The following is a 25998-nucleotide window of genomic DNA, read 5'->3' as shown; positions in this document are numbered from 1 at the left end:
TTTTCTCATGCTGGTTGAATAGCTCCTAATAAAATACTGCGATCTGCTCCAGCTCCCTGCGCTTTGGCATCTCAGGCTCTGCTGCACCCCGGCCCACTGCGATCACAGATACGATCTCCTGGTTTTCCGGGATATGAAGAAGCTTCCTTAAGCCTTCTCCATCGCGGAGCCCCATGATCAGGGTGTCAAGCCCCAGATCCTTTGCCTTTAACACCAGATTTTCATTGGCAAGGCCCAGATCATAGCAGCCCCAGCCATCTCCCAGCTCATTCACCGCATTGCCTTCGCGGTCAAAGCCGGAGCGGGACTTCACAAATGCTGTGACGATCAGCACAGGAGCCCCTGCACAATTGTTCCTGTTAAACTCAGGAAGACAGGTTTCCCGGATGCTCTCCACCATCTCCTCTGACATGGCTACATAGTAGCGTGCTGTCTGAGAGTTCTTCCAGGAGGGTGCTGCCTGAGCGGCACGAAGCATTTCTTCGATGAGCTCCTTCTCCACCTTTTGGCCCTCCTTATAGGCCCGAAGGCTTCTGCGTTCCATGATCACCTGATTCAATTCCATGATTTTCCTCCTTCTTGTCCATGCTGTTTTCGTGTCTCTGCTCTCTCTACTTTGCTTTTTCCAAAATAGAAGCTGCAAATTCCTGTCCTTCCCTGAATCTTCGGTAGAATTGGGAATAAAAATCCTCTCCGCTGTCATAGGGTGTGATATAAAACTGATTCAGTATGTACAGGCTGACTGTTTTGGCAAGAGAAAGGGCCTTCCCATCCCTGCCATTTCCAAAGGCATTGCTTAAGTCCTTCAGGAAATAATGCCATTTGCAGACAAACTCCTCATACTGCTTGATATCCGGCGTATCGATCCATTTGCGGACCTTTACCTTGCTCCTGTTCTCCTTTTTGCATTCCTTCACCTGAAGGAAATACCGGAAGCTTCCGTCCTCATAAAGACGGCCCAGCGGAAACAGCCTGCAAAAGCCCGGACGCAGAGGATGGATGCTGCACCGCCCCTTTTCATTCAGAAATGGACAGACCTCTTCCTCCTCTGCCATCTTGAGATTGGGAAGGATGATGCCGTCCACCGCATTCAGCTCCAATGCCCGGGAAAGCAGGCTCTGAAAAGTAGTCTGAAGGCCTGTGGTAAGCCGGTAAACGTCGAAGGGATCCAAGACCACAGAGGAGCCCATGCCGCGGCAGCAGGCCGAGCAGCCCTCGCAGCTGCCGCAGTCCGCCTTTACCATATCATTGCTGCCATACAGCCTTCCATCTGATATTTCGTTTAAATCGATGTTTCGTTCCATATCGCTTCCCCTGTCTCTCTTATGGACCTACTGTGACGGGAACTCCCAGATTACAGTAGTTCCACAAAATGTCCATTACATCATTTGTCATGGCAATACATCCTGCAGTCCCCCGGTCTCCCTGGTTTCCGTGGATCTCAATGGCTCCGCCTAAGGGTGTGTCCCAGGGCGGCTTTTCCTTTGCCTTGTTTGCATCTATGATGGCCTGATACTGCTCCTGAGTGATGATTCCCGCCTCCAGGCCGCGCTCTGCATCCTCGGCTGACGGATAGGACAGCCCCAGAGCCAGGTAATAAAGGCTCTTATCATTTCTGGTACACACGTAGAAGCTGCCGGAGGGGGTGATCTCGTCTCCCTCCTGTACCTTATCACCGGAGGAGGACTGCCGTCCCAGCTTTGCAGGCCATGTGCCGATCTCCCTGCCGTATTGTTTCAATGTCAGGGTATTGCCCCGCTTGCTCACGTAGATGCTGACTCCGTTGATGGGCGGACGTGTTTTGGCGCCGGGGCCGGAGACCGCGGGAGCAGAGACGGTGGTTTGGGTGGAAGCTGCGCCGGTAGACACGGATGCCTGGACATCTGCCGCGCTGCTCACGGCCTGATCAGCCGGCGCATCTGCCTGGCCGTCGGCTGCTCCAGTGATTCCAGCCGACTGCCCTCCTGACTCATATGCCGCAGCCGCTCCTCCCGCCGCCTCCACAGCGCCTACAGGAACCACCACCGCTTCTGCCGCACCTGTCTGCTCTGCCCAGGAAACGGTGGCTGCGGCCGCTGCCAGCAGCGCTGCCAAAAGGCCTGCACATAATACTTTCATCTTTCTTTTCATGTCCACTCTCCTTTTCCGTCAATCATCCAGCTTAATGCCGGACAATGCAGCCGCAAAGGCATTGTTAATAGGCTCTTTGGCCTCCTTTTTCTGGCGGCTTAAATACTTTGCCACATCCTTCTTTGACACGCCTGCCCCCTCCTTTGCCCTGCGCTCCTTAAAAGCCTTCAGCTTTTCCTTATAGCCGCATCTGCACACAAAGATCTGTCCGTCGCCCTTTCCCCTAAGCTCCATTTTTTTATGGCACACAGGGCAGCGTGCGTTGGAGGTGCGGGAAATGGTCTCCCGGCAGCCGCATTCTCTGTCCTGGCAGACCAGCATTTCGCTGTTCTTGCCCTTCACAAGGAGCATCCGTTTTCCGCACTGAGGGCATCTTGTGTTGGTAAGGTTATCGTGGCGGAACTGTCCCTGTCCTGATTTGATCTGCTGTATCAATTCTTCCGAATAGCCCCTGATATCCTTCATAAACGCGCTGCGCTTCAGGCTTCCCTGGGCAATGCCTGAAAGCTTCATCTCCCAGTCAGCTGTCAGCTCCGGCTTTTTCAGATCCTCCGGCACCAGCTCTAAGAGCTGCTTTGCCTTTGATGTGAGGAAAATGTCCTTTCCCCGCTTTTCCAGCAGGAAGCTGGCAAAGAGCTTCTCTATGATATCTGCCCTGGTTGCCACAGTCCCAAGTCCGCCGGTCTCCCCCAGGGTCTTTGCCATCGCCTTGTCGCCAGACTCCATAAATGCCGCCGGATGCTCCATGGCAGACAGAAGTGCTGCCTCATTAAAAGGAGCAGGCGGCTTTGTCTTTCCCTCTGTGAGAACAAGGCTTAAGCCCTCCAAAACGTCTCCCTCCCTGACATCAGGAAGCTGCTGGTCCTTTGCCCCGGCCCCTTCTGTGTCAGCGCCTTCCGCCCTGCCATCTTCTTCGCCGTATAAGCCATCTCCAGCTTCTCTGCTCTCCTCCTCTTCTTTGCTCCCTTTCCAGGAAACCCCTTCGTAAACCGCCCTCCAGCCCTGATCCTTCACAATATTTCCGCTGGCTGTAAAGCGCTCTCCTCCGACCTCCACAGCAAGGCTGGTCTGCTCGTATTCACAGGGAGGATACATGACCGCCAGAAAACGGCGCACCACAAGATCATAGATCCTGCGCTCATCAACGGTCATATGGTCCAGCTGTACAAACTGCTCTGTGGGAATAATGGCATGGTGGTCCGACACCCGGCCGTTATCCACAAAGAACAGCTTTTCCGGCAGCGGCCTGTTTATCAGGCGTCCGGCTAACTGCTTATAGGGTCCTATGGAGCAGGCCTTCAGCCGTTCCTTTAATGTCGGCACAATATCTGCACTCAGATACCTGGAATCCGTTCTGGGATAGGTGAGTACCTTATGGTTTTCATAAAGCCTCTGCATGATATTCAAAGTTTCCTTTGCGGAATAGTCAAACTGCTTATTGGCATCCCGCTGAAGCTCCGTCAGGTCATAGAGAAGGGGTGCCTGCTTCTTCTTTGGCGTGCGCTTTACCTGGATGACCTTGCCGGAAACCGGCATTTTCCCCCGGGCAGCCTTCTCCATGATCCCTTCTGCTTTTTCCCGCTCAAAGGTGCGCCCGCTTCCCGATCTTCCATCCTGCCAGGTGAGCGTGATCCCCTTCCCCCTTGCCTGGATGCCATAGTAGGGCTTTGGCACAAAGCGGCGGATCTCCTCCTCCCGCTTCGCGATCATTGCCAGGGTGGGCGTCTGCACCCGGCCGCAGGAGAGCTGGGCATTGTACTTGCAGGTCAATGCTCTGGTGGCATTGATGCCTACCAGCCAGTCCGCCTCCGCCCTGGACATCGCTGCATCGTACAGGTTTTCATACTCCTTCCCGTCCTTTAAGGCTCCAAAGCCCTCCCGGATGGCCTTGTCTGTCACAGAAGAGATCCAGAGACGCTTTAAAGGCTTGTCATTTCCCGCCTTCTTCAGGATCAGTCTCGCCACCAGCTCTCCTTCCCGCCCTGCGTCCGTGGCAATGATGACCTCCCCGATATCCTTTCTGTGAAGCTGTGCCTTCACAGCCTGGTACTGCTTTCCGGTCTGCTTGATGACCTCCAGCTTAAATTCCTTTGGAAGCATGGGAAGGTCCTCCATCCTCCACTCCTTATACTTTCCGTCATAATCCTCCGGGTCTGCCAGTGTCACCAGATGGCCCAGTCCCCAGGTCACAACGTACTTCCCGCCCTCAATGGCGCCATTTATATTTTTCCCGCATTGTAAGACACGGGCAATGTCCCTGGCCACAGAAGGCTTTTCTGCGATTACAAGTGATTTCATACGGATGTTTCTCCTTCCCTGCCGTCTGAACTGTTACAACTTTATAAAAAGAACCCGGCTGCCCATGGCACTTAAGGTCTACGGACAGGCCCCAAGTGCTTAATCCGGTAAAAATAATAGGGCACAATGGGGATCAATGCCGCCAGCCAGGCTGCGGGATCCGCCAGGCACACTCCCACATAGCCTGCCAAACCTGCCAGGCTGCTTACGATAGCTGCCCTGGCCGCCAGCTCAAAGATACCGCCCATCATAGGCACCAGGCCATAGCCCAGCCCCTGAAGGGCGTTTCTGTAAAGGAAAATGCTTCCCAGGAAGGGGTAGCACCAGGACACGGCCTTAAAATAGGTCTTTGCCGCCTCCATCACTTCCTTCTCCGACGGATCAATGAAAATGCCGATCAGAGTTTCTCCCAGAAAATGAATAAAAAGTATCATGAACGCGCTCCAGACAAACACCATGATCTGGGTAATCTTCACTCCCTGGCGCACCCTGTCCATACGTCCCGCCCCGCGGTTCTGTCCCACGAAGGTGGCCACCGTTGCACCAAAGGCCACAAATACGGTAGACACGGTGCTCTGGATCTTCCCGGCGGCAGAAAACCCGGCTATGTACACAGCGCCAAAGGCATTTACTGCCCCCTGGACAATGATCGTCCCCACTGCTGTGATAGAGAACTGGAGCCCCATGGGAATCCCCATGCCTAAAAGTCTGCCCATCGTCTTGAAAGACAGCCTAAAATCCTCTCTCTTAAGCTTTAATATATCAAATTTCCTGATAATATATACCAGGCAGAGGGCTGCAGATATCCCCTGGGCGATCACAGTGGCATAGGCGCAGCCCCTCACTCCCATGCCCAGCCTCACAATAAAGGCCACATCCAGAAATACATTGATGACCGCCGAGGTGATCAGAAAATACAGGGGCGAACGGCTGTCTCCCAGCGCCCTCAGGACTGCCGCCAGCGCATTATAGGCAGCCGTCACAAAAAGGCCCGCATAGATAACCGCCATATAGCCTCCCGTATCCCCGATGATCTCCTCCGGCGCATTCATCAGCCGGAGGATCGGGTAATTGAGCAGCTCCAAAAAAATGGTCATCACTGTCACAAAAGCCAGGCACAGGTAAATGGACATGGCAATGCTGTGGCGCATTTTCTCATACCGCTTTGCACCGAACTGCTGGGCCACAAGAATGGCAAAGCCGCTGGTAAGGCCGTTGAGCCATCCGATCACCAGAAAGATCAGAGATGTGGTGCTCCCGATAGCTGCCAATGCCTCCACGCCGATATAGCGCCCTGCGATAATGGAATCCGCCAGGTTATAAAATTGCTGAAATACATTTCCCAGACAGGTTGGGATCATAAATTGGATGATCAGCTTCGCCGGGCTCCCAACCGTCATATCATTTGTCATAAGATGTCATCTGCCTCTCTATATTGGAATCTCTAAACGCTGTGAACGTCCCCCAAAATCCAGTTGAAATTGCAGATCTCCCCTGATGTTACATTCTCCCCCTTTAGGGTTGCGATCCTGCCGGTCGGGCTTTTTTATCATAGGAGGCTCCGAAGGAGTTTCCTATGATATAAGAAATGTGCGTATATTTGCCAGCACCTTCTGACTAAGGAGTACAAAGGCCTGCTTTGTCCGTCCCACAGACACGTGAGCGCAGAACACGTGAGGATGCGCAAGAAGCGTTCCTGTCCCATCTCCCAGTGCCCCTTCCGTATCACAGATAAAATAATTTCCTTCCCCATCCAGCCATTTTCCCAGAGCATCCACATCATGGGAGGGGCCAATGGAGGTATTGAACAGGAGCTTTCCCTGTCCCAGAGCCTCAAACTCTTCCTCATGGAGCAGGATCACATTTTTATTCAGGCAGGTAAACACAACCTCACTCTCAGAAAGGAGCTCCTTTAAGGGACGGTATGTAAAGCCCTCCGCCTCCCTCTCCGGCTTGCGTGTGCGGCTGTAGTAGGACACCTCTGCTCCCATGAACTTTAAGGCATCTGCGATCATCCCGCCGGAGGTGCCAAAGCCCACGACCCCTGCCTTCAGTCCGGTGATCTCAACAGGCATTTCCCTGAACATGGGCCTGTCAAATCCGTGGAGGAAGCGTACCAGCTCGCTGAGGGCAAACTCCACCACGCCTCTGTCTCCATAATCTCTGATCCCCAGCACCACAATGCCCCTTTCTCTTGCACAGGCAATATCCACATTGGCACTCGCTTCGGAATAAAGGCTGCAGCACATGCCGATGTAGCGGATGGAAGGACAATGCTCAATGACATAGCGGTTGATCCTGGAGGTATAGCTCACCAGCACTCCATCCGCATCTCCAATACGTCTTATGATCTCCTCGTCATCTCCAGGAATATCCTCATAGAGCTTCACCTCCCCGGCATACTGAAAAAGCTCCTTCTCATACTCAGGAACCAGGCTTACTGGTTCAATTGCAACTAATTTTTTAAATGTTTTCATTTTCCTTTTCCTTTCTTAAAAAACGATGGGCGATACCAGATTCCTCAAGACAGCCACCACGCTCCATCCTGCGATGGCGCTGGTACTGGAGTAAATATCCACAACCGCCTTCACGCCCTCGATCTCAGCTGTTATCTTGTGGTCATCCCCCGTCATACCCGGCACGCTGTAAATGTTCACGCTGGTCTCATCCGGCCCTGCTGTGGCAAGGGAAGAGGCTACTGCCACATTCACCTTTGTTGGCAGAAGTCCGATGGCCTCCTTTGCATTGCCGGAGAATACCCGGCTCTCTTCTGTATCTGTCAGAAGTTCCTCTTTAAACAGCGGCGTTCCCATAAGAGATCTCGGCCCTTTCTTCGTCCTGATCCCTGCCTTCACCTGTCCCATAAGGGAAATGGTGCGCAGCACGTCGAAGCCTCCCACTGCGCCGGAGGCAATGTGGACCTTTGTCCCATTCTCCGACGCACAGGTTCTTACCTCCTCATAAAACGCCTTATCTGCAAAAGCCCCGATAGACAGGACGATAAGGCTTGCAGGGCTGGAAAGTACCTTTGCTGCATAGGACTTTACCGCCTGGACAGAGGCGGCCTCTGCCACATAGGAGGGCTTTGTCTCCAGAAGCTCCTCTATGGTGCAGCAGGCTCTGCAGCCTGCTTTTGCAGCGATCTTTTCTGTCTTCTCCCTGGTCCGCCCCAGAATGGCTGTCAGCTCATATTCCTCCAGCAATCCCTGCAGCCAGGCGTCCACGATGATCTCAGCCAGATATCCATTTCCTATAATGGCTAATTTCTGTTTTTCTGTATGATTATTCATGGCGTTTTCTATCCTCCGGTCATTTATAAGTTGTATTTGTGTACTAGCTGGTATAATTGTCAAAGTATCCCTGCACCAGGATAACAGGCGTTCCCTTGTCCCCGGAACCGCTGGTCAGGTCACAGAGAGAGCCGATCAGATCCGTAAGCCTTCTGGGCGTGGTTCCCTGGGAAGCCATATCTCCTACCAGGTTGGACTTCTTCTCTTTGATCCTCTTAGAGATCGCCTCCTTTAAGGCCTCGCCGGACAGATCCTTAAAATCATTGTCAGCCAGATATTTCAGCTTGATCTCATTGGGCGTGCCCTCCAGTCCCGGTGTGTTTGCCACGGACACGCAGGGGTCAGCCAGCTCCCAGATCTTCCCAACAGGATCCTTAAATGCGCCGTCTCCGTACACCATGACCTCTACATGCTTCCCGGTGCGCTCCAGGACCTGCCTCTGGATCTCCTCCACCAGATCAGTGCACTCCCTGGGGAACAGCTTGACCGTCTCCTCTGTGGACTTATTGGAGCCCAGCAGTCCATACTTTTCATTGCATCCGCTTCCGTCCACCGGCTGATCCAGAATATCATCCAGGCCGCAGACGATCTCTGCGCCGTTCTCCTTCAGGATACGCTTTGTGCGCATTCTGGTATGGATGTCACAGGTCAGGACGCGCTTTGTATAGTTTAAGATCTCTCTGGGATTATTTGCAAAAATGACCTCTGCCTCTGCCCCTGCTTGCCTGATCAGCCGGCAGTAATAATCCACATAGTCCACCCCCGTAAATGGATGCTTGTTCTCTCCAAACTTCTCCCGGTAGGTCTTCAGATCCAGCACATCGCTGTAAGGATTCACGCCGGACTCATCCAGCTGGTCTAAGGATACGAGCGCATTGCCTACCTCATCACTGGGATAGCTCAGCATGAGCACCACCTTTTTTGCTCCCCCTGCAATGCCCTTTAGGCAGATGGAGAAACGGTTTCTTGACAGGATCGGGAAGATAACGCCGATGGTCTCCCCGCCCAGCTTTTCCCGCACATCCTTCGAAATGGCGCTGACAGACGCATAATTTCCCTGTGCTCTCGCCACCACGGATTCCGTCACTGATATCACGTCTCTATCGTGGATTGAAAAATTCTCGCTCTGTGCTGCCTCCAGCACACTATCTACAACGATCTTCGCCAGATCGTCACCTTCCCGGATGATCGGGCAGCGGATTCCTCTTGATATAGTTCCAACTTTTCTTTCCATGTGTAAACCCTCGCTTATCGATATATTTTTTGCTGCATGAGGTATTATATCACAGATATATTATTTTTCGTAGAGAAGTTTCTATAAAAAGAAAAATGCAGCCGCCTCTGCCTCTTCGGCATACTGCGCTGCTGCATTTTCTCACTCTTTCTTTTTTCTTATTTTCTTTGACTCCGCTAACTCCCTGCAGGTCTCTCTCACCAGCTTTGCAAGGAACTCCTTATCCTCCAGCTCTTCCACCAGGTACATCCCTGGAGTGCCTCCGTGGGGAGCTACAGGTACAGCCTCCGGAAGAAGGGCGTGGGAGGCCTTTGTCACCTTGATGTAAAGCTGGTTGTCCTCCACGGTTCCGAAGAATTTCCCCTCCCTCCAGAGACCATATTCGCCAAACAGCTTTTTATAGGTGACGCCGCCGGCCTCCTTTAGCTGGCCTGCGATGTATTCCATGTATTCCGGGGTAGACGCCATACGCTTCTCCTTTTTACGGCCTGGACCGCCGTTTTTTTCTATTATAGCACAGAGAACAGGACAGCTGTATGTCATGTTTTATTCATTCTTCCATTTTTTTCATGTTCCATACCCTATGCCATTCCCATGGCCTGCAGCATGGCGTCCTTTGCCCTTCCGCTTATGATCCTTTCATATTCCTCCTCTGTCACCAGCCTCAGGGCCCCAAATGCACAGGCCCGCACACAGGCTGGCTCCATGCCGTACTCCACCCGGATATGGCAGCCGTCGCATTTCGCCATCTTTCCGTCAGAGACCCGGTATCTGGGTGCGCCGAAGGGACAGGCCATGCCGCAGCTCCTGCATCCGATGCAGTTGGTATTGTCATAGACTGTCATTCCTGTTGCGTTTGACTTAAACAGGCAGCCCACCGGGCAGGTTATAGGATATCTGTATCTGATTTTGACTCATAAAGAGGCTCGATCACAGACTCTGTATAGACTCCATAGTCTCCCGGATATACCTTAAACTCTTCTCTCAGTGAGGAACAACAGAGTAAAACAATACCTTCCGTCCAAACCGCGAGGAATTAGACGCTCTCCGCCCCTCCTATGCCAATCTGATGTACCGCAGGATCAAATACGGCGGCCATCCCGACCAGTCCTGTGCCGGTGAGGACATGCCTGAGACCGTAGCAAAGCTGTACCGTGAGAGCAGCATCTGGCTGGGCACAGAGCAGGAAGAAACCAATTAACTTATATTCTTATATACCTCCTTTAGGCTTTTGCAGTCTCCCCTATACCTGCAAAAGCCTTTTTCTTTTGAGTTCTTTCGATCATATTTCATTATGTGAAAAACATGTCTCAAAAAGCCAATACATATTTCCGGCAATCCCAGCAGATACTAACACTGATCAAATTCATCAAAGGAGCGAATCAAATGGAGAAGAATAAACGTACCTGGATCATCGGTATCTGTATTGCAGTTGTTGTCATTCTTGCAGTAGTCGCTGCATCCACAGGCGGCTGTGCCAGAAATGACCAAAAGAAGGAAAACGGACAAGTCTCCGCGCAATCTGACAGCTCCGATTCCCAACCATCTTCCGGGGCAGCAGCTTCCGGCAGCAGCGGGACAGATACAGGCAGCGGCCATGACAGTCACAGCGGCCACAATGACGGCAGCAGCTCCGATACCAAAAACAGTCAGATAAACGATATGCTCAACGGCAATGATTCCCTGGGAAAATACCTCACAGAGCAGGATTCCATCATGATGGGGATGATGGATGAAATGGTGATACGGGAGAACTCCGGCAATGCCTCCCTTGACTTTTTAAAGGGCATGATCCCTCATCATGAGGCAGCCATTGATATGGCAGAAAGCTATTTAAAATACGGAGGGGAAAGCACGGAATTAGAGAACATTGCAAAGGATATCATCTCTGCACAAAAGGATGAATTAAAGCAGATGAATGAACTCATGAAACAGTATGAGGAGGATGGAAAAACAGATTCCAAAAAGGAGGAAGAATATCTGAAAAAATACAGCAGCATGTTCTCCGAAGGCCCCATGTCCCACCATCTGGATCCCAGCAGCGTGGACACCATCGATCAGGCCTTCGGCGAGGGGATGATCCTCCACCATCAGATGGCTGTAGACATGGCAAAGGATATCCTGGAATACACAGACTACGAAGAGATCCGAAAGCTGGCCCAGGATATCGTTGACACACAGGAAAAAGAGATCGAGGATATGAAAAAACTGGTGCGGTAGACCAAAATCAGACCGCCGGCTTAGCCGGCGGCCCTGATTCTCATACTCTCTCCTGCTTCTCACACTTCCTGAAGCCCGGCAAAGAACAACCCATAGAAATCATCCTCTCCCTTGAGCACCGGAGAATTTTCCCCTCCTCCATTGGTGCTGCGCTTCATCGCCGCATAAAACTCCTCTCCCTCCAGGAGCAGATCCATCTCATACACCGGATATCCCAGCTCCCTGCACTCTCTGCAAAATGCCGACAATGGATTCTCCTCCTCTCTGGTAGCCAAGAGCCTCCTGCGGATCTCCCCATCATGGATTGCTTTGGCCTGTAGTTCGTCCAGCATTGCGGACACGGTCATGCTACCAGCTCCTTTCTACCTCTTTTCCATCACACATTGATGATGTTTCGTCTTTTTATCATAATTAATTGCAACTAAAATAACATTTTTTACATATCCAGGAAATGCTTTTACATAAATTCGTTCCTTTATCTGCCGGAGAGCGTTCTCTGCTGTATCATTATATTTTAATTCTAATATGATCCCCGGCTTTCCAGGCTTTTTCGGAATCAGCAGGCAGTCCGCATACCCTTTCCCTCCGGGATATTCAAACTTCATTTCATAAGTATCAGCAGCAGCTTAGTAGGCCAGATGGATGACGCATTTTAAAGTATGTTCATTAGATATTCTATTGTTAATGAAATCGATCAAAAGAGACTTATCAACAAAAATGTGGCCGTTAATGGATTCTTCAAATCCATCTGCACTATTCTTCCGGTTCAGGAAGTAAGAATATCCATTCATCTTTCATCCTCCAGCCTTCCTACATCTTCATGTATTTTCCCAGTATCTTCCTGATATCTTCCTTCATCTCCAGAAGCTGCTGCAAATCCGCTACGTCTCTCAATGACAGTTTCGATAACGGCCCTACTGAGATACTATCAATCCTTTTTACAAGCTGCTGATAATTCTTCTCAAATTCCTTCATAATATCCCATTTCATTTGTCTCAAAGATCCATCGGGAGCAGCTGCCTTCTCGCCTTCTTCCTCTCTGTACTTACCATCCTTTTCTTCTGCTTCTCTCTTTGCCTTGTAAATTCCTCTGCCTGCAGGCTCCAATATACCCTGACGCTTCAGACGCCCTATTACCCCTGTCAAATGACTCTCCTGGTAATCAATACCATGCTTCAGCCCATCCGTTAATTCTATCAGATCTTTAATCTCGGAAATGCTCCGTTCCGCCCCATCACTCATGTTTTCCGTCACTGCCCTGCTTACTCTGGCGCTTATAGAATCTCTCATGCCTTCACCCTCCGAGTCTATCATCATTATATCATTATTAAATCACACCTTCCTTCTCATGTCAATGTTTTTCATTCATTTCATCCATCTTTTCCTTTTAAAAGAACGAATTATCTCCTCAATTTCATTATAATCCCTCTCAAACAACAGATCACTCACCTGCTCTGCAAGTTTTTCCTCTGGAACCATCTCCAATATCTTATCAATGACAAAGGCCTTGCTCTTCTCCTTATACTTCGGCATTCCGTTCATTTCCTGTATACAGGCCAGCTCCGGCCTCCAAAGGAGGCTCAGTTTCCGTTTCCATCTGCGCTTTGGATTCTCCTTTGCTTCCCGCAGCACATAAAAATCAGCCGCCCCATTGATCCATTCCACCGTGATGATCCCCCACCACTCAGGCACATGCTCCTCAATATGCATACCGTGGACAGAACCAGCCACTACAATATTCTTATCAAAATACAGGTCATAATCCTTCACCTGCCTCCCCAAACGGGCATAGGTATCTGCGTCACTTTTGATCTCAATGCCCGCCAAAGCCTCAGGCAGCACCATCACAATATCCGCCCGCGACCTGCCCATCTGCTTTTCCTCTATGATCCTGACCTTACCATACGTCTCCTCCAGGAAGTCAAACAAGGGCTCCCGGATATCTTTATCATGCATGATCAATTTTCCGCCCACTCCTGCCGCTCTGACCTTACAGCCTGTCCCGTCTCAAGCATCTCCTCCATAAGCACACGCACGTAAGCGTCCTGCAGAGCCTCGGCCAGCGGATAGACTTCTATCCCTTTGCTGATATATTCTCTCATCCCAAACAAAAATTCCGCTATGGCTGTTTCATCCTGGGAAGGCAGGATCTGCTGCCCGCGTTTGATGAAGGGATTCTCGTACAAGAGCTGGCCTCCCAGTCTGATACGGCTGATCCCGCCCTGATCTCCGTATTCTGTCTGCATATTCTCCCTGTGCGGCTTGTGCTCCTTATCTACATACCGGAGAGTCCCATCGTCCAATTCTCCCAACTGCCCCTGTACTTTAATGTGGCGGCTTCGGATGAAGCTGTGGTACTGGATTCCGTCAAAATCGTAAAAGGCAGTTTTCCCTCCTTCAAACTCAAAGGTCAGGCGTACCCGCTCCCTCTGAGACACCCGTCCGTCTGTGATAGCCCCGTACCTGGAATCTGTCTCTTCTACAGGGAAATGATATCTTTTTCCTGATATTATCATATTTTGGTATCCAATATTCAGATACCGGCGTATCAGACTGACTGCATGGTAATCATGGGCAGCTGAAATGTCAATGGCGTAGGGATCCCCCAGATACCCTCTTTTCACTGCCTCTATCCCGGCACAGAAGGAGGGATACAGAAAGTACTGCTCTGCTGTCTGTATCCTCACCCCGGCCTCCTGCCGAAGCCGCCACAGCTCCCTTACATTTTCCAGGGTAAGGGCTGCCGGGGTCTCACACAGCACGGGATAACCCTTCAATGCCCACCTTTTTGTAACCTCAAATATGGCAGCTTTATTCACTGCCACAACAACAAATTCCGGCTGCCTCTCCTCCCCTGCCTTCTCGGAAAAAACAGCAGGAATACCGTATTCCCTGCTCATGCGGCTTGCCTTTTCCTCTGTCCGGCAGACCATGGCAGCCATCTCAAACAGTTCCGGATAGGCCCGGGCAATGCGCCAGTAAAACAGGGACCTCCATCCGGAGCCTACAACAATAAAACGAATAGGTGCCATATGCCAGCTCCTTTCCGATCCGATAAAACACGTCACTGGCGCGTTTTACTGGATACTTCGTAACCAGAAAACCCGCCGCTGGCGGCTTTCGGCATGCTTGACAACAAAAGCCCAGCGGGTACGCCCTATTTCTACTTCTTGTACCTGCCGGGCTCCTGACATTAAAATTTCAACATGTTCTTTGCATCCAACACGATCACGGTAGCGCCTCCGATCTTTACACTGCGGACAACGTCTACCATCATCATTCCATTATACTCGGAAACCTGGCGTTCTTCAACCCGCTCCTTGCAATTCTCCCTGATATATCCCAGAACCTCCTCCTCCCTCTCTTTTTCAATGCACATGAAAAGAGTAATATTCTTCTTGTTCAGATACAGCCCCTCGGTGGCAATTTTCGTCGCATGTATTTTGCTCCTTATAAAGGCTTTTGAAAGCCCCGGATAATCCTGCTCCTGTATAATAATGATCAGCAATTCCATTATAAACTCCTTCCTCTGCCCGGATTCCCTTCTTCACAAATCATGGGAAATGGCAGCTGTCTCTCTATCTTATTATGCTGTCAATATTATAGAACCAGTCATGCCCTTCTTCAAGTTAAGAACCGATTAAGATTTTCTGAAGCCTCCTCCGCCTCGGGCTCAGGCTTCATCCGGCTCCAGGCAGCTTTCCACGGGATAACAGATACCCTCCTTCATTACAAAAGCACAGTCAAGCAGCGCTTTTTCATCCTTCATCAGGTCGCGCTTCCAGGCAGACACATCCGCCTTTAGGATCTTCTGCACGATCATGGATTCCTCTGTACTCCCCAGCACATCGTCTTCCAAACGTCCCTCCGGGTATTGGCTGCACAGGTTGTCCTTTTCCCGCCTGTCAGCTGCTGTTCCTTCAAAGAGGCATTTTCCCTCAGTACCAGAATTATGATTTCTGATGAGTAAGGCCCATTTCCTGTCCGATGAAAACGAGAGATCCGTTCCGTCCTGCTCCTTCCGGATCCATCCGTGCTCCATTTTCCCGCTGCCAGCATCTGATCTCCCAGCACCGGTCTCTGCTCTTCCAATGGCAGTCTCTAACTTTCTGACTTTCCTCCCTTTCTCTTTTCCGATACTTCTGTCATACCATTCTTCCTCCCTCAGTTCTTCCCTTTTGGCTGCTTCCCCCTTCTGCTGCAGACAAACTTTGCTTTCTTTTTTAGACTATAGTCTTATTGTAATCATAAGAAAAGGAAGACGCAGCCGATTCTTTCAAGCGCCTTCCTTTTTAAGTATTCAGGTCTGTTTTTTTTGTAGCTTTCTTCCTATTGCTTAAGAATCTTTACCATCTGCTCTACTTTTTTCTGATGCCTTTTCAAATCCAATATAGGAACGTTCCAGCTTCGGCATGCTCACCTCTGCCAGAGGATAGGCGCCTTTTTCCAGGCACCAGGAGATCAGCTGACTCCTCTCCTCTGCGATAATGTCTGCCACCAGCTCACGGGTGTCCACATCACAGCGTATCTGGCCATTTCTCCGGCCTTCCTCCACAATAACTGTCAGAATGCGGCGGAAAGCCCTGTCCTCGCCCCAGAAACTAATCCCCGTTGTGCCGGAAAGCCTGGTCAAATGCACTCCCCGCTCTAGTCCTCATCAAACACAATGATCTTTCCCGGATTCAGGATCAGCTTCTCATCAAAGGCCAGCTTGATGGACTGGTACAGCTTGTACATCCTGTCTCCCACAAAGGGCTTCAGATAGGTAAGACGTCCGTTTCCGATTCCATGCTCGCCGGAGAGCTGACCGCCAAATTCCTTGGAGGTGGCGTAAAGCTCCTTTAAGCAGGCCTGAGTGCCGCTTATCCAGGCCTCGTCGCTCATTTCCGGTCCCCGGAGCATTTCCGTGTGGATGTTTCCGTCTCCCGCATGGCCGCAGGGTTCTACCCGGATGCCGTACTTTTGCCCAATGGCCTTTGCGATGCGCACATACTCTGCGATCCTGGAGCGCGGTACTACCACATCGCACTCCTCCTGGGCAACGCTCTCTGCCTTCATGCCCTCTAAGATACCGCCGCGCACAGACCACACAGAGGCAGCCCGCTCCGGCGTATCCGCAATATACACGTCAATGACCCCAGCCTCCAGGGCAGCATCTGCCGCCTCATTGCAGGCGCTCAAAAGCTCCTGTTCGCTGCCTGCATCATACATGACGATCAGCACAGCCTCGCCCTCCTTGACCGGAAGCATCTTGTGCAGGTTGCGCTCCACAATATCGATCAGCTCTCTCTCCAAAAATTCAATGGCAGTTGGCACTGCTGACATCTGAAGCAGATGAGGGACCATGTCAATGCAGGTCTCCAGGTTTTCAAAGGGCATTACCATGGTACGGCTGAACTTCGGAGCCGGAAGGAGCTTTAAGGTCACCTCTGTCAGGATACAGAGCGTTCCCTCGGAGCCGATCACCAGATCCTTGATATCATAGCCCGTTGTATTCTTCACCACGTTGGAGGAGAACTGCACCAGGGAGCCGTCAGGAAGAACGGCCTCAATGCAGCGCACGAAATCCCTCGTGAGGCCGTAGCGCACAGCCCTCATGCCGCCTGCATTTGTGATAACATTTCCTCCGATGGACGCTGTCCGTTCACCCGGATCAGGCGGGTAGAACAGTCCCTCTGCCGCTGCGGCCGCAGCCACATCTGCCAGCAGCATGCCCGGCTGGACTGTGATGGTCATATTGGCCTTGTCCAGGCAGATCAGCTTGTTCATCTTCATCACAGACAGCAGGATGCCGCCGTATTTGCAGTTTGCTCCTCCGGCCAGGCCGGTGCCTGCGCCTCTCACTACCACGGGGATGTTCTGCTCGTAGGCATACTTCATAATAGCGCAGATTTCTTCTTTGTCCAATACCTCCACGTAGAGCTCCGGCTGAAATACGCCGTACTCCGGCATCTCATCGTGATAATATTCCTTTGCGATCGCATCTCCTATCCAGACGCGCTCTGTAGCTGTTACCTGGCGGATATATGCGAAATCCTCTTCGGTCATTTTTTTATAAGGAAATGGCATTTTACTCACCATCCTTTCTGTTCTTAAGTTCTGTGATCAGAGCAGGCAGCACCTGGTATAGGTCATCCTTGATGCAGATGCTGGCAATCTTGAAAATGGGGGCTTCCTCATCCTGGTTCACTGCCACGATGCACTCAGAGCCGTTCATGCAGGCGGTAAACTGGATGGCTCCCGACACGCCGAAGGTCAGGATCAGCTTTGGCTTCACTGTACGGCCTGACAGTCCGATCTGGTGGGCCGTATCGCCGTAGCCGGCCTCCACCATGGGCCTTGTAAAGCACAGCTGTCCTCCCAGAAGGCCTGCCAGCTCAGAGAGCTCCTCCACAGCCTTTTGGGCGCCGCGGCCTGCTACCACCAGCACGTCCTCCTCCTCAATGGATTTCACATGCTCAAGCACCTGGGCGGAAAGAACCTCAATACGGGATTTCACCATGATATCCGTCACCGGGCACATGGTCACCTTGCCTGTGGGGTTTGCCACCTTTTCCGCCTTGTCCATAACCTTATAGCGCACGGTAGCAAACTGTGGCCTGGACTCCGTGATCAGGATCTGGGCCATAATGTTGCCTCCAAATGCCGGGCGGATCTGAACCAGATCCGTATTGTCCTTCATCTCCAGCTTTGTACAGTCAGCCGTCAGTCCTGTGTGGAAGCGGGTGGAAAGCCTGGGAGCCAGGGAACGTCCTAAGGAGGTTCCTCCTATGAGTACCACCGAGGGCTTTAAATGGGAAATGCAGTCTGCCACTGCGTCCGCATAGCAGTCAGCCCGAAAGCCTTCAAAGCCCTTGTGCTCATAGACAAATACCTCATCCACGCCGTACTCCAGAAGCCTTTTCGCCTTTTCCTTTGTGCCCTCGGAACCGACCATAACGCCGTACACGCTGTAGCCCACCTTAGCAGCCAGCTTTCTCGCCTCGCCGATCAGCTCATACACAACAGGATGGATCTGCCCCCGCTCTAACTCGGCGTAGACCAGGATCCCCTTCCATTTACTCTTATCCTCTCCGCCTGCCTTCTGTTCAAAATGCAGGGCCTGGTGAGGACATTCGCGCACACAGATGCCGCACATACGGCAGTTTTCATTCATGGTGATGCCTTCCTTGTCCATGGAAATGGCGCCGAAAGGACACTTCTTTATACATTCTCCGCAAAGACTGCAGAGCTTTGGATCAAATTTTAAAAATTCCATAGCTGCTCCCCTTTATATGTATTTCCTCTCCTGTAGCATTGTGACAAGCCGGCCTGCCTTCTCTGCGGGCGTTCCCTCCACATACACATTGGAGGCCATCACATCCGGCGCAAAGATGCGCTCCACCCTGGTTGGGGAACCCACCACACCATAACGGCTCAGATCCTTCTTAGGCAGATCCTCATAGGTGACAATGCGCACAGCCTTGTCCTTTGTCTTCTGCATCAGGCGGTAGGAGGGCAGCCTTGGCACACAGATATCCTTGTCCACGGTCACCAGACAGGGATAATGCATCCTCGATACCTGGGTCACGCTTCCAAAGTTCTGCTTCAATGTGATCTGTTCCCCATCCACAGCCTCGATCGCTTCTACCCATGCACAGTGTGGAATATGCAGATGCTCTGCAATAGCCGGTCCGATCTGGGCCGTATCTCCGTCTGTTGTCTGGCGCCCGCATATGATCAGATCCGCCTTTCCTAAAAGCCTGATCCCCTGGGAAAGAGTATAGGAGGTTGCCAGGACATCGGAGCCTGCAAATTTCCGGTCGCTCATAATAACGCCCTCGTCAGCTCCCATGCTGTAGGCATCACGTATCATCTCCTCTGCCTGGGAGGGGCCCATGGTAAGGATCGTCACTGTTCCGCCCACCTGTTCCCTTATGCGCAGCGCACATTCCAGGGCATACAGATCATATGGGTTGGTTCTGGAGCTTAAGCCAGCCCGCTTCAGGTTGCCGGTCTCCGGATCAATATCCACCTTCGTGGTGGCCGGAACCTGCTTCATACATACAAAAATCTTCATAATCCAACTGCCTTTCTACATTTTTCATAAAACCATGTTTATTATAGCACTTTAAATTGGCAAAGTCGATATGAAAATTCAGAAAAGGGGGAAATTTTATCTGCATTTATCACAAGAAATCACATAAATGTTCAAAATTGTATGTTGTATACAAGAATTCAGGGGCAGCCCTGCCAAAAACAGGCGGCATGCTTCCATCATGGCCTGCATGCCGCCTGTCTGTTATCTCACAATATTAAGCTTTAAACAGCGGAAGATTTTCCCTGTCTGTTATGGACCTGCTGTAAAATCCCAAAAAATCCTTTTTCTCCCAGCCCCTGCTCAGCCAGAAGCGTTTTCCTTCTTCGTTGGATTCCATTACATTCAGGCAGACCCTGGTAATGCCCTCTTCCTTCAGCGCCTCCACTGCCATATCCACTAAGGAAGTGGCAATCCCGCGGTTTCTGTATTCTGGCAGGACAACGGTATGGTAAATATATCCCCGTCTTCCGTCATGCCCGCACAGGATCGCGCCCACCAGCTGTCCATCCTCATAGGAGACAAAGCATGTTTTGGGATTCCTTTTTAAAAAGGCGGATATCCCTTCCTCTGAGTCATCTAAGCTGCGAAGTCCCATATTAGGCGTGCTCTTCCACATTTGAAAGAGGCTCTGGTAATCCTCTGTTGCCATTGTCTTTATCAAGCTTTTCTCTCCTGCACTTTTACCTGCCTCTTACTCTGTCTTTGGAAGTGTTGCAAAGGATCTTGCCAGTTCCTCATCGCTGGGGATATAATCAGACATCTCACCGTCATTAAACTTCTGGTAAGCGATCATATCAAAATATCCTGTGCCTGTCAGGCCAAACACGATGTTCTTTGCTTCTCCTGTCTCCTTACACTTCAATGCCTCATCAATGGCAACCTTGATAGCGTGGCTGCTCTCCGGAGCAGGAAGGATGCCCTCTACCCTTGCAAAGGTCTGGGCAGCCTGGAATACGGCGGTCTGCTCCACGGATCTTGCAGTCAGAAGTCCCTGGTCATAGAGCTCAGAGACAGTGGAGCTCATGCCGTGGTAGCGCAGGCCCCCTGCGTGGTTGGCAGACGGGATAAAGCCGCTTCCCAGGGTGTACATCTTTGCCAATGGACACACCTTTCCTGTATCGCAGAAATCGTAAGCGTAAACGCCTCTTGTCAGACTTGGGCAGGAAGCCGGTTCCACAGCGATCATCTCATATTCTGCCTCTCCCCGCAGCATCTCCCCTGCAAATGGTGAAATCAGCCCGCCCAGGTTGGAGCCGCCGCCTGCACAGCCTATGATCATATCTGCCTTGATGCCGTACTTGTCAAGAGCAGCCTTTGTCTCCAGTCCGATCACTGACTGATGGAGGAGCACCTGAGCCAGCACAGAACCCAGTACGTAGCGGTAGCCCTCCTGGGTAACAGCGGCCTCCACTGCCTCTGAGATAGCACAGCCTAAGCTTCCCGTGGTTCCCGGAAATTCTGCATTGATCTTCCGTCCGATCTCTGTGTTCATGGAAGGGGAAGGGGTCACCCTTGCACCATAGGTGCGCATCACCTCACGGCGGAAGGGCTTCTGCTCATAGGAGCATTTTACCATATAGACCTGGCAGTCCAGATCCAGATAGGAGCAGGCCATGGAAAGAGCCGTTCCCCATTGTCCTGCGCCTGTCTCCGTGGTAACGCCCTTCAGTCCCTGCTTCTTTGCGTAATAAGCCTGGGCAATGGCGGAGTTCAGCTTATGGCTTCCGGAGGTGTTGTTTCCCTCGAATTTGTAGTAGATATGGGCAGGTGTTCCCAGCTTTTCCTCTAAGCAGTAGGCTCTCACAAGGGGAGACGGACGGTACATCTTATAGAAGTTCCTGATCTCCTCCGGGATATCAAAATACGGTGTTGTATCATCCAGCTCCTGCTTTGCCAGCTCTGTGCAGAAAATACCGGACAGCTCCTCCAGCGTCACCGGCTTTAAGGTGCCGGGGTTTAAAATGGGAGCTGGTTTTTTCTTCATGTCTGCTCGCACATTGTACCACTGCTTTGGCATTTCCTGTTCTTCCAGATAAATTTTGTACGGGATCTTTGTTTCCATATTCTTCTTCCTCCTGATCTGATTTTGGCCTTAAGGACGATAGAGGTTCTTCTGCAGGGCTTGCCTCCTTCGTGCGGCATGTACATCCCGCTGGTCGGGCTTTTTGTTATATAGGAGGCTCCGGAGGAGTTTCCTATGCAATCCGGCCAAACGTGTCACTGGCGTGTTTTGCCGGATACTTCGTAACAAAAAAGCCCCTGTCCTACAATTATATAGGACAGGAGCTGTGTGCTTCTGCGGTGCCACCTAACTTCATTCTCGCGAATGCTCTCATTACCGTGTACTGACATACACTTCCTGCTGTAACGTGCAGACACGTCTTCCCTACTCCCCGGCCTTGTGGTTTCAGGTCGCCCTCACGGGTCCATTCGCCATCCTTCCCATGACTGCAATCCCACCGCCTGCAGCTCTCTGCGCATGTTCCAAAAGGTTACTCGTCCCGATCAATGGTTTTCATTTAAACCTATATTTAGGTTATACGAATTTATAAAAAATGTCAATACAATTTATAAAATAATGTATTTAATTATTTATTTAACGATTTTTTCTATCTTGACAAGCTTTTGGTACTGTGTTAATTTATTAAAATAACGTGAATAGAGGCTGAATGTGCCTGCGTGTACATTCCGGCGGCTGATGAAACAGATATTTGCAATGGAGTAAATATTCCTTTTGTATTGGGTATTTTTCCTATATGCAGATATCTTTTTTATTACGCTCGCGCTCTGGCGCTCAACTATTTTTTATCAGCCTCTGTACAGCATTTCACAGGTACAAAAGGAGATATGAGTATGATTGAAATGATCACAAGTATTAATGGCAAGATCAATGGTTTTGTCTGGGGCATTCCCATGCTGGTGCTGTTGGTGGGCACAGGAATCCTCATGACCATGCTGACAAAGGTATTCCAGATATCCCACTTCGGCTACTGGATGAAGCATACCTTAGGCAGCATTTTCACGGACAAACACATAACAAAGCACACGGACGAGAATGACCAGTCCATTTCCCAGTTCCAGTCCCTCTGTACAGCGCTGGCCGCCACTATCGGCACTGGCAACATTGTGGGCGTTGCCTCTGCACTGCTGTTCGGCGGTCCAGGCTCCATCTTCTGGATGTGGATCGTGGCATTTTTTGGCATGATGACCAACTATTCGGAAAATGTTCTGGGCATCTACTATAGAAGAAAAAATATAAAGGGAGAATGGTGCGGAGGCGCCATGTACTATCTCCGTGACGGCCTCGGTTCCAAACATGGCATGAAGCAGATTGGGGCTCTCTTGGCAATGCTCTTCTCCGTCTTCTGCCTTCTGGCCTCCTTTGGAATCGGAAATATGAGCCAGATCAACTCCATTGCAGGCAATATGAAGGCAGCCTTCGGCATTCCCAACATTGCCACCGGCATTGTCCTGATGCTCCTTGCAGGCCTGGTAATCTTAGGCGGCATCAAGCGCATTGCCTCTGTAACGGAAAAGCTGGTCCCCTTTATGGCTATCTTCTACATTATCGGCGCTTTGATCGTATGCATTGCCAATGCTGACCAGATGGGACCTGCCATGTCATCCATCTTCAAGGGGGCTTTTGCAATGAAGGCTGTAGGCGGCGGAATCGTTGGCTCCGGCGTAAAGCTGGCCCTTACCTGGGGCATGAAGCGCGGCGTGTTCTCCAATGAGGCTGGTCTTGGCTCCTCTGTTATGGTCCACTCCAGTTCCAATGTAAAGGAGCCTGTCCGTCAGGGAATGTGGGGGATCTTTGAGGTATTTGCCGACACCATCGTTGTGTGCAGCCTGACTGCCTTTACAGTGCTCTCCTCCGGCCTGGTGGACCTGGACACAGGCGCTGTCATCAGCACCGCTGAAGGCTCTGCCCTGGTGGGCGAGGCCTTCGCAACTGTCTTTGGCGCTGCCGGCCCTGCATTTATCGCTGTTGCCATCCTGCTCTTTGCCTTCTCCACCGTATTGGGATGGAGCCACTATGGAACAAAGGCTTTTGAGTATCTGTTTGGCTCCAGAGCGATCGTTGTTTACCGCGTGATCTTCATTGTATTTATCCTTGGCGGCGCTACCATGAGCCTGGATCTGGCCTGGGATCTCTCCGATACCTTCAACGGGCTGATGGCGATCCCCAACCTGATCGGCGTTCTCTCCCTGTCCCCGGTGGTCTGCCGCATTACAAAGAACTACGTTGACCGCAAGATCCGCAGGATGGATACCATGCCAATGCTCTCTGCATTTCCTGATATTCAGGAGGTTCAGGTGAAGGATCTGGACGAAAGTGACTGATAGAAACGTGATATAGAACAACAAAAAAGGGCGTTCGGAACACTGTGATATGCTATCCAGCTTGTTCTCCGCCCTTTTTCGGCGCCGTTATGTCTGACTTTTCCCTGCCTATCTTCCCCTGTGCTTTTCCTTCTTCTTCTGTTGTCTCCGCTCAAACCTCTGCTGCTTTTCTTCCTCTTTTTGCGCGCGGCTCTTTTCCCTTCGGACGATGTTATTTTCCTCCCTTAAAAGCTTCAGCGCCTGCTGAGATTTCGTACCGGCTCCCCGGCCCTCCAGCTGCTTTTTTATTATCCGCTTCATGCGCTTTGGGTTCACCTTCTCTGCCTGCCTCTCCCCGGCCTCTACCTTCGGAGAAAAGCGCAGCTTTCCCCAATTTTTCAGAAGGAATCCATATACCTCATAATCCTTTGGCTCTGCCCCAAAGGTGATCTTACAGGCCTCCAGCCTGCCCTCTGAGATCCGCTCATAGATCCCCACCCAGAAGGGATCCTCAAAAAACACTGTCAGCCTGCTCTCATTTTTCTGCATAGAAAATACTCCTCGCTTTTGCAGCAAAGAAGGGACAACCGAGGAGGCAGGTTACTGACAGATGCGTTACTGCGCCCGGACTACCAGCCGGGACTGTGTTTTTATCTTTGCGTTATCATGTTGTATGTTTATTTTAAACCTGACAGAATGATTTTGCAAGGCATGTTTTCTTGAGACTGTTTCCGCATTCTGCGCCACACCCCATTTTTCCGCCGCAAACTCTCTCAAATATGCTATAATCACTCTAACAACTTCAAGGAGGCAGCAATGGCACAAACCTTCCAACATCTTTCCGTTCCGGGCGGCGGGGACATGCCCTGCAGTCCCCTCAGCCGAGAGCTGGCCATACGGCATTACAAGCTATCAACATCAAAGATCACCTCTCCCCTCCGTCTTCTGCTTATCACTGACCTGCACAGCACAAAGTTCGGATCAGATCAGGGAATCCTTCTGGATGCCATAAAAGCATGCCGCCCGGATTTGATCCTCTTGGCCGGAGATATTGCTGACCACAAGGTCCCCTTTGAAGGGGCGAAACTCCTTTTCACACAGCTGGCAGCCGCTTATCCCTGCTTCTATGTTTCCGGCAATCATGAGCACTGGACCGGGAAAATGGAGGCGCTGAAGCGGTGGCTCCATACCCGCGGCATCATTGTGCTGGACGGAACTACAAGGACAGTGACTATCGCCGGACAGCTTCTCCAGGTGGGCGGAGTAGACGATCCCCACCGCTTTACAAACTCCCACCATGCCATCCGGCTCTGTGATGGCTGGAGGAAACAATTTAGCGCCTGCTGCGCCGGTGTCAGCCCGGAGCTCTACTCTATCCTGCTCTCCCATCGTCCTGAGCTTACAGGCTTTTACAAAAAAAGCGGCTTTGATCTGGTCGTTGCCGGCCATGCCCACGGCGGACAGGTGCGTATCCCAGGCCTTTGCAACGGACTTTTCGCCCCTCACCAAGGCCTGTTTCCCCGCTATGCCGGGGGATGCTATACGCTGGGCCATACATCCATGATCGTCAGCCGCGGCCTCTGCCTTAACCGCCTGCCCCGCGTTTTTAATCCCCCTGAGCTGGTGGTGATCCGGCTGGAGCCCACAAAATAATTGCATCAAAAAAGGGCTATACACCGAAAACTTCATCGGTGAAATAGCCCTTCCGTTTATCTGTCAACAGGCCCTTTTGCATTCCGGCAACCTGATCTTCCTTCGCTCTAAACAGCCGTCAGCCTCCGGCTGTTTCTCATTCGCAATCCTTGTCATCAGCCTTCGATCGCGATATAATTCTTTTCTTCTACGGCTGGCTTCTCCTCCTTCTTCGGAATCAGAAGCTTTAAGGTTCCATCCTCAAACTTTGCCTTGATGTCCTCCTGCTTCACATCCTTGCCAACATAGAAGCTTCTGCTGCAGGAACCGCTGTAGCGCTCTCTCCGGATATATTTGCCATTCTTATCCTTCTCATCATTCCCGGAATTAGAGGAAGCGCTGATGGTCAGATAACCTTCTTTCAGCTCTGCCTTCACATCCTCCTTCTTCACGCCAGGCAGATTCATAACCACCTCATAGCCCTGGTCTGTATCCTTTACATCTGTTTTCATCATCTCATTGAACTTGTCTTCATAGCCATATCCCTTAAATGGATATCCGAAAAAGTCATCTAATAAATTCTCTCTAAAAATACTTGGCATCAACATATATCATCTCTCCTTTTTCATTCATATGGAACAAATCTTTGTTTTCTCTTTGTTCTATCTGTAATATAACACATATTGTTAGCACTGTCAATGGTTGAGTGCTAATTTTATAAATAGTTTAGAATTTAGGTTAAATGAAAAAGTAATTGCAAGTTTTGCCATCAATAAGCCCCTTCTATTGCG

At 51.0% G+C, this 25998-nt stretch carries 29 protein-coding genes and 1 other annotated feature; of the genes, 4 read left to right on the top strand and 25 right to left on the bottom strand.

What is annotated here, in order from left to right:
- Positions 1-25 precede the first annotated feature (25 nt).
- The 10 genes from LIZ87_RS10895 to LIZ87_RS10850 all read right to left on the bottom strand — a co-directional run bounded on the left by LIZ87_RS10895 (position 26) and on the right by LIZ87_RS10850 (position 9830).
- Positions 26-565, bottom strand: a complete 540-nt coding sequence (locus tag LIZ87_RS10895) for a nitroreductase family protein (protein WP_227146963.1) — start codon at positions 563-565, stop codon at positions 26-28.
- A gap of 46 nt (positions 566-611) precedes the next feature.
- Positions 612-1304 (bottom strand): YkgJ family cysteine cluster protein, encoded by a 693-nt coding sequence (locus LIZ87_RS10890; RefSeq protein ID WP_227146960.1) that lies wholly within the window; start codon positions 1302-1304, stop codon positions 612-614.
- Between the two features lie 19 nt (positions 1305-1323).
- Positions 1324-2130, bottom strand: coding sequence for a L,D-transpeptidase family protein (locus LIZ87_RS22720; RefSeq protein WP_227146957.1), 807 nt, complete (start codon positions 2128-2130; stop codon positions 1324-1326).
- 18 nt (positions 2131-2148) lie between these two features.
- On the bottom strand, positions 2149-4428 hold the full coding sequence (locus LIZ87_RS10880) for a DNA topoisomerase III (RefSeq protein ID WP_178316587.1): 2280 nt from the start codon (positions 4426-4428) through the stop codon (positions 2149-2151).
- A gap of 71 nt (positions 4429-4499) precedes the next feature.
- Entirely contained in the window at positions 4500-5840 is a 1341-nt protein-coding gene (locus LIZ87_RS10875; protein ID WP_227146955.1) for an MATE family efflux transporter, read from the bottom strand.
- A 162-nt stretch (positions 5841-6002) separates the two neighbouring features.
- Positions 6003-6905, bottom strand: a complete 903-nt coding sequence (locus LIZ87_RS10870) for a D-isomer specific 2-hydroxyacid dehydrogenase family protein (protein WP_178316585.1) — start codon at positions 6903-6905, stop codon at positions 6003-6005.
- A 15-nt stretch (positions 6906-6920) separates the two neighbouring features.
- Positions 6921-7718, bottom strand: coding sequence for an aspartate dehydrogenase domain-containing protein (locus tag LIZ87_RS10865; protein WP_227146953.1), 798 nt, complete (start codon positions 7716-7718; stop codon positions 6921-6923).
- A 43-nt stretch (positions 7719-7761) separates the two neighbouring features.
- Positions 7762-8952 carry a coenzyme F420-0:L-glutamate ligase gene (locus LIZ87_RS10860; RefSeq protein WP_178316583.1) on the bottom strand — a complete coding sequence of 397 codons (1191 nt, stop codon included), beginning with the start codon at positions 8950-8952 and terminating at the stop codon, positions 7762-7764.
- Positions 8953-9093: 141 nt separating this feature from the next.
- Complete coding sequence (locus tag LIZ87_RS10855) at positions 9094-9420, bottom strand: TfoX/Sxy family protein (RefSeq protein WP_178316582.1); 327 nt, start codon at positions 9418-9420, stop codon at positions 9094-9096.
- A gap of 113 nt (positions 9421-9533) precedes the next feature.
- Positions 9534-9830, bottom strand: a complete 297-nt coding sequence (locus LIZ87_RS10850) for a 4Fe-4S dicluster domain-containing protein (RefSeq protein WP_330664589.1) — start codon at positions 9828-9830, stop codon at positions 9534-9536.
- 191 nt (positions 9831-10021) lie between these two features.
- Between LIZ87_RS10850 and LIZ87_RS22405 the strand changes: the two genes are divergently transcribed.
- Positions 10022-10153: a hypothetical protein gene (locus LIZ87_RS22405; RefSeq protein ID WP_264467967.1), complete on the top strand. Its 132-nt coding sequence runs from the start codon at positions 10022-10024 to the stop codon at positions 10151-10153.
- Between the two features lie 185 nt (positions 10154-10338).
- Positions 10339-11172, top strand: a complete 834-nt coding sequence (locus tag LIZ87_RS10845; protein WP_227146950.1) for a DUF305 domain-containing protein — start codon at positions 10339-10341, stop codon at positions 11170-11172.
- Between the two features lie 59 nt (positions 11173-11231).
- Here LIZ87_RS10845 and LIZ87_RS10840 read toward each other — a convergent pair whose 3' ends face one another.
- From LIZ87_RS10840 to LIZ87_RS10780, 13 genes are all read right to left on the bottom strand, one after another.
- On the bottom strand, positions 11232-11519 hold the full coding sequence (locus tag LIZ87_RS10840; protein ID WP_227146947.1) for a hypothetical protein: 288 nt from the start codon (positions 11517-11519) through the stop codon (positions 11232-11234).
- 15 nt (positions 11520-11534) lie between these two features.
- A complete protein-coding gene (locus LIZ87_RS10835; protein ID WP_178316455.1) occupies positions 11535-11777 on the bottom strand; it encodes a PD-(D/E)XK nuclease domain-containing protein in 243 nt (80 codons plus the stop codon).
- A 205-nt stretch (positions 11778-11982) separates the two neighbouring features.
- On the bottom strand, positions 11983-12462 hold the full coding sequence (locus LIZ87_RS10830; RefSeq protein ID WP_178316456.1) for a hypothetical protein: 480 nt from the start codon (positions 12460-12462) through the stop codon (positions 11983-11985).
- Between the two features lie 75 nt (positions 12463-12537).
- A complete protein-coding gene (locus tag LIZ87_RS10825) occupies positions 12538-13131 on the bottom strand; it encodes a sce7726 family protein (protein ID WP_178316457.1) in 594 nt (197 codons plus the stop codon).
- On the bottom strand, positions 13131-14204 hold the full coding sequence (locus tag LIZ87_RS10820) for a Gfo/Idh/MocA family protein (RefSeq protein ID WP_227146944.1): 1074 nt from the start codon (positions 14202-14204) through the stop codon (positions 13131-13133). The genes LIZ87_RS10825 and LIZ87_RS10820 overlap by 1 nt, the downstream gene beginning before the upstream one ends.
- A gap of 161 nt (positions 14205-14365) precedes the next feature.
- Complete coding sequence (locus LIZ87_RS10815) at positions 14366-14686, bottom strand: cyclic-di-AMP receptor (protein ID WP_178316792.1); 321 nt, start codon at positions 14684-14686, stop codon at positions 14366-14368.
- Positions 14687-14845: 159 nt separating this feature from the next.
- Positions 14846-15214, bottom strand: coding sequence for a hypothetical protein (locus LIZ87_RS10810; protein ID WP_178316791.1), 369 nt, complete (start codon positions 15212-15214; stop codon positions 14846-14848).
- Positions 15215-15508: 294 nt separating this feature from the next.
- Complete coding sequence (locus LIZ87_RS10805) at positions 15509-15811, bottom strand: hypothetical protein (RefSeq protein ID WP_227146942.1); 303 nt, start codon at positions 15809-15811, stop codon at positions 15509-15511.
- Between the two features lie 8 nt (positions 15812-15819).
- Positions 15820-17220 (bottom strand): FAD-binding oxidoreductase, encoded by a 1401-nt coding sequence (locus LIZ87_RS10800; protein WP_227146939.1) that lies wholly within the window; start codon positions 17218-17220, stop codon positions 15820-15822.
- 22 nt (positions 17221-17242) lie between these two features.
- Complete coding sequence (locus LIZ87_RS10795) at positions 17243-18430, bottom strand: electron transfer flavoprotein subunit alpha (protein WP_178316795.1); 1188 nt, start codon at positions 18428-18430, stop codon at positions 17243-17245.
- 12 nt (positions 18431-18442) lie between these two features.
- Complete coding sequence (locus tag LIZ87_RS10790; RefSeq protein WP_178316796.1) at positions 18443-19231, bottom strand: electron transfer flavoprotein subunit beta/FixA family protein; 789 nt, start codon at positions 19229-19231, stop codon at positions 18443-18445.
- Positions 19232-19466: 235 nt separating this feature from the next.
- Positions 19467-19913: a GNAT family N-acetyltransferase gene (locus LIZ87_RS10785; RefSeq protein WP_227146936.1), complete on the bottom strand. Its 447-nt coding sequence runs from the start codon at positions 19911-19913 to the stop codon at positions 19467-19469.
- A gap of 30 nt (positions 19914-19943) precedes the next feature.
- Entirely contained in the window at positions 19944-21314 is a 1371-nt protein-coding gene (locus tag LIZ87_RS10780) for a TrpB-like pyridoxal phosphate-dependent enzyme (RefSeq protein ID WP_178316797.1), read from the bottom strand.
- 210 nt (positions 21315-21524) lie between these two features.
- Positions 21525-21770 (bottom strand) — a binding site (T-box leader).
- A 335-nt stretch (positions 21771-22105) separates the two neighbouring features.
- On the opposite strand from LIZ87_RS10780, the gene LIZ87_RS10775 reads away from it, so the two are divergent.
- Positions 22106-23596, top strand: coding sequence for an alanine/glycine:cation symporter family protein (locus LIZ87_RS10775; protein WP_178316798.1), 1491 nt, complete (start codon positions 22106-22108; stop codon positions 23594-23596).
- Between the two features lie 108 nt (positions 23597-23704).
- Here LIZ87_RS10775 and LIZ87_RS10770 read toward each other — a convergent pair whose 3' ends face one another.
- Positions 23705-24124, bottom strand: a complete 420-nt coding sequence (locus LIZ87_RS10770; RefSeq protein ID WP_178316799.1) for a YjdF family protein — start codon at positions 24122-24124, stop codon at positions 23705-23707.
- A 267-nt stretch (positions 24125-24391) separates the two neighbouring features.
- On the opposite strand from LIZ87_RS10770, the gene LIZ87_RS10765 reads away from it, so the two are divergent.
- Positions 24392-25228, top strand: a complete 837-nt coding sequence (locus LIZ87_RS10765; RefSeq protein WP_227146932.1) for a metallophosphoesterase — start codon at positions 24392-24394, stop codon at positions 25226-25228.
- Between the two features lie 155 nt (positions 25229-25383).
- Here LIZ87_RS10765 and LIZ87_RS10760 read toward each other — a convergent pair whose 3' ends face one another.
- Positions 25384-25815, bottom strand: a complete 432-nt coding sequence (locus LIZ87_RS10760; protein WP_227146929.1) for an Hsp20/alpha crystallin family protein — start codon at positions 25813-25815, stop codon at positions 25384-25386.
- Positions 25816-25998 lie beyond the last annotated feature (183 nt).

This window comes from Lacrimispora sp. 210928-DFI.3.58 (genome assembly GCF_020554865.1).
Classification (GTDB): domain Bacteria; phylum Bacillota; class Clostridia; order Lachnospirales; family Lachnospiraceae; genus Enterocloster.
The sequence above is the reverse complement of the archived record's forward strand: the minus strand, read 5'-3'. Positions and strand labels throughout refer to the sequence as shown.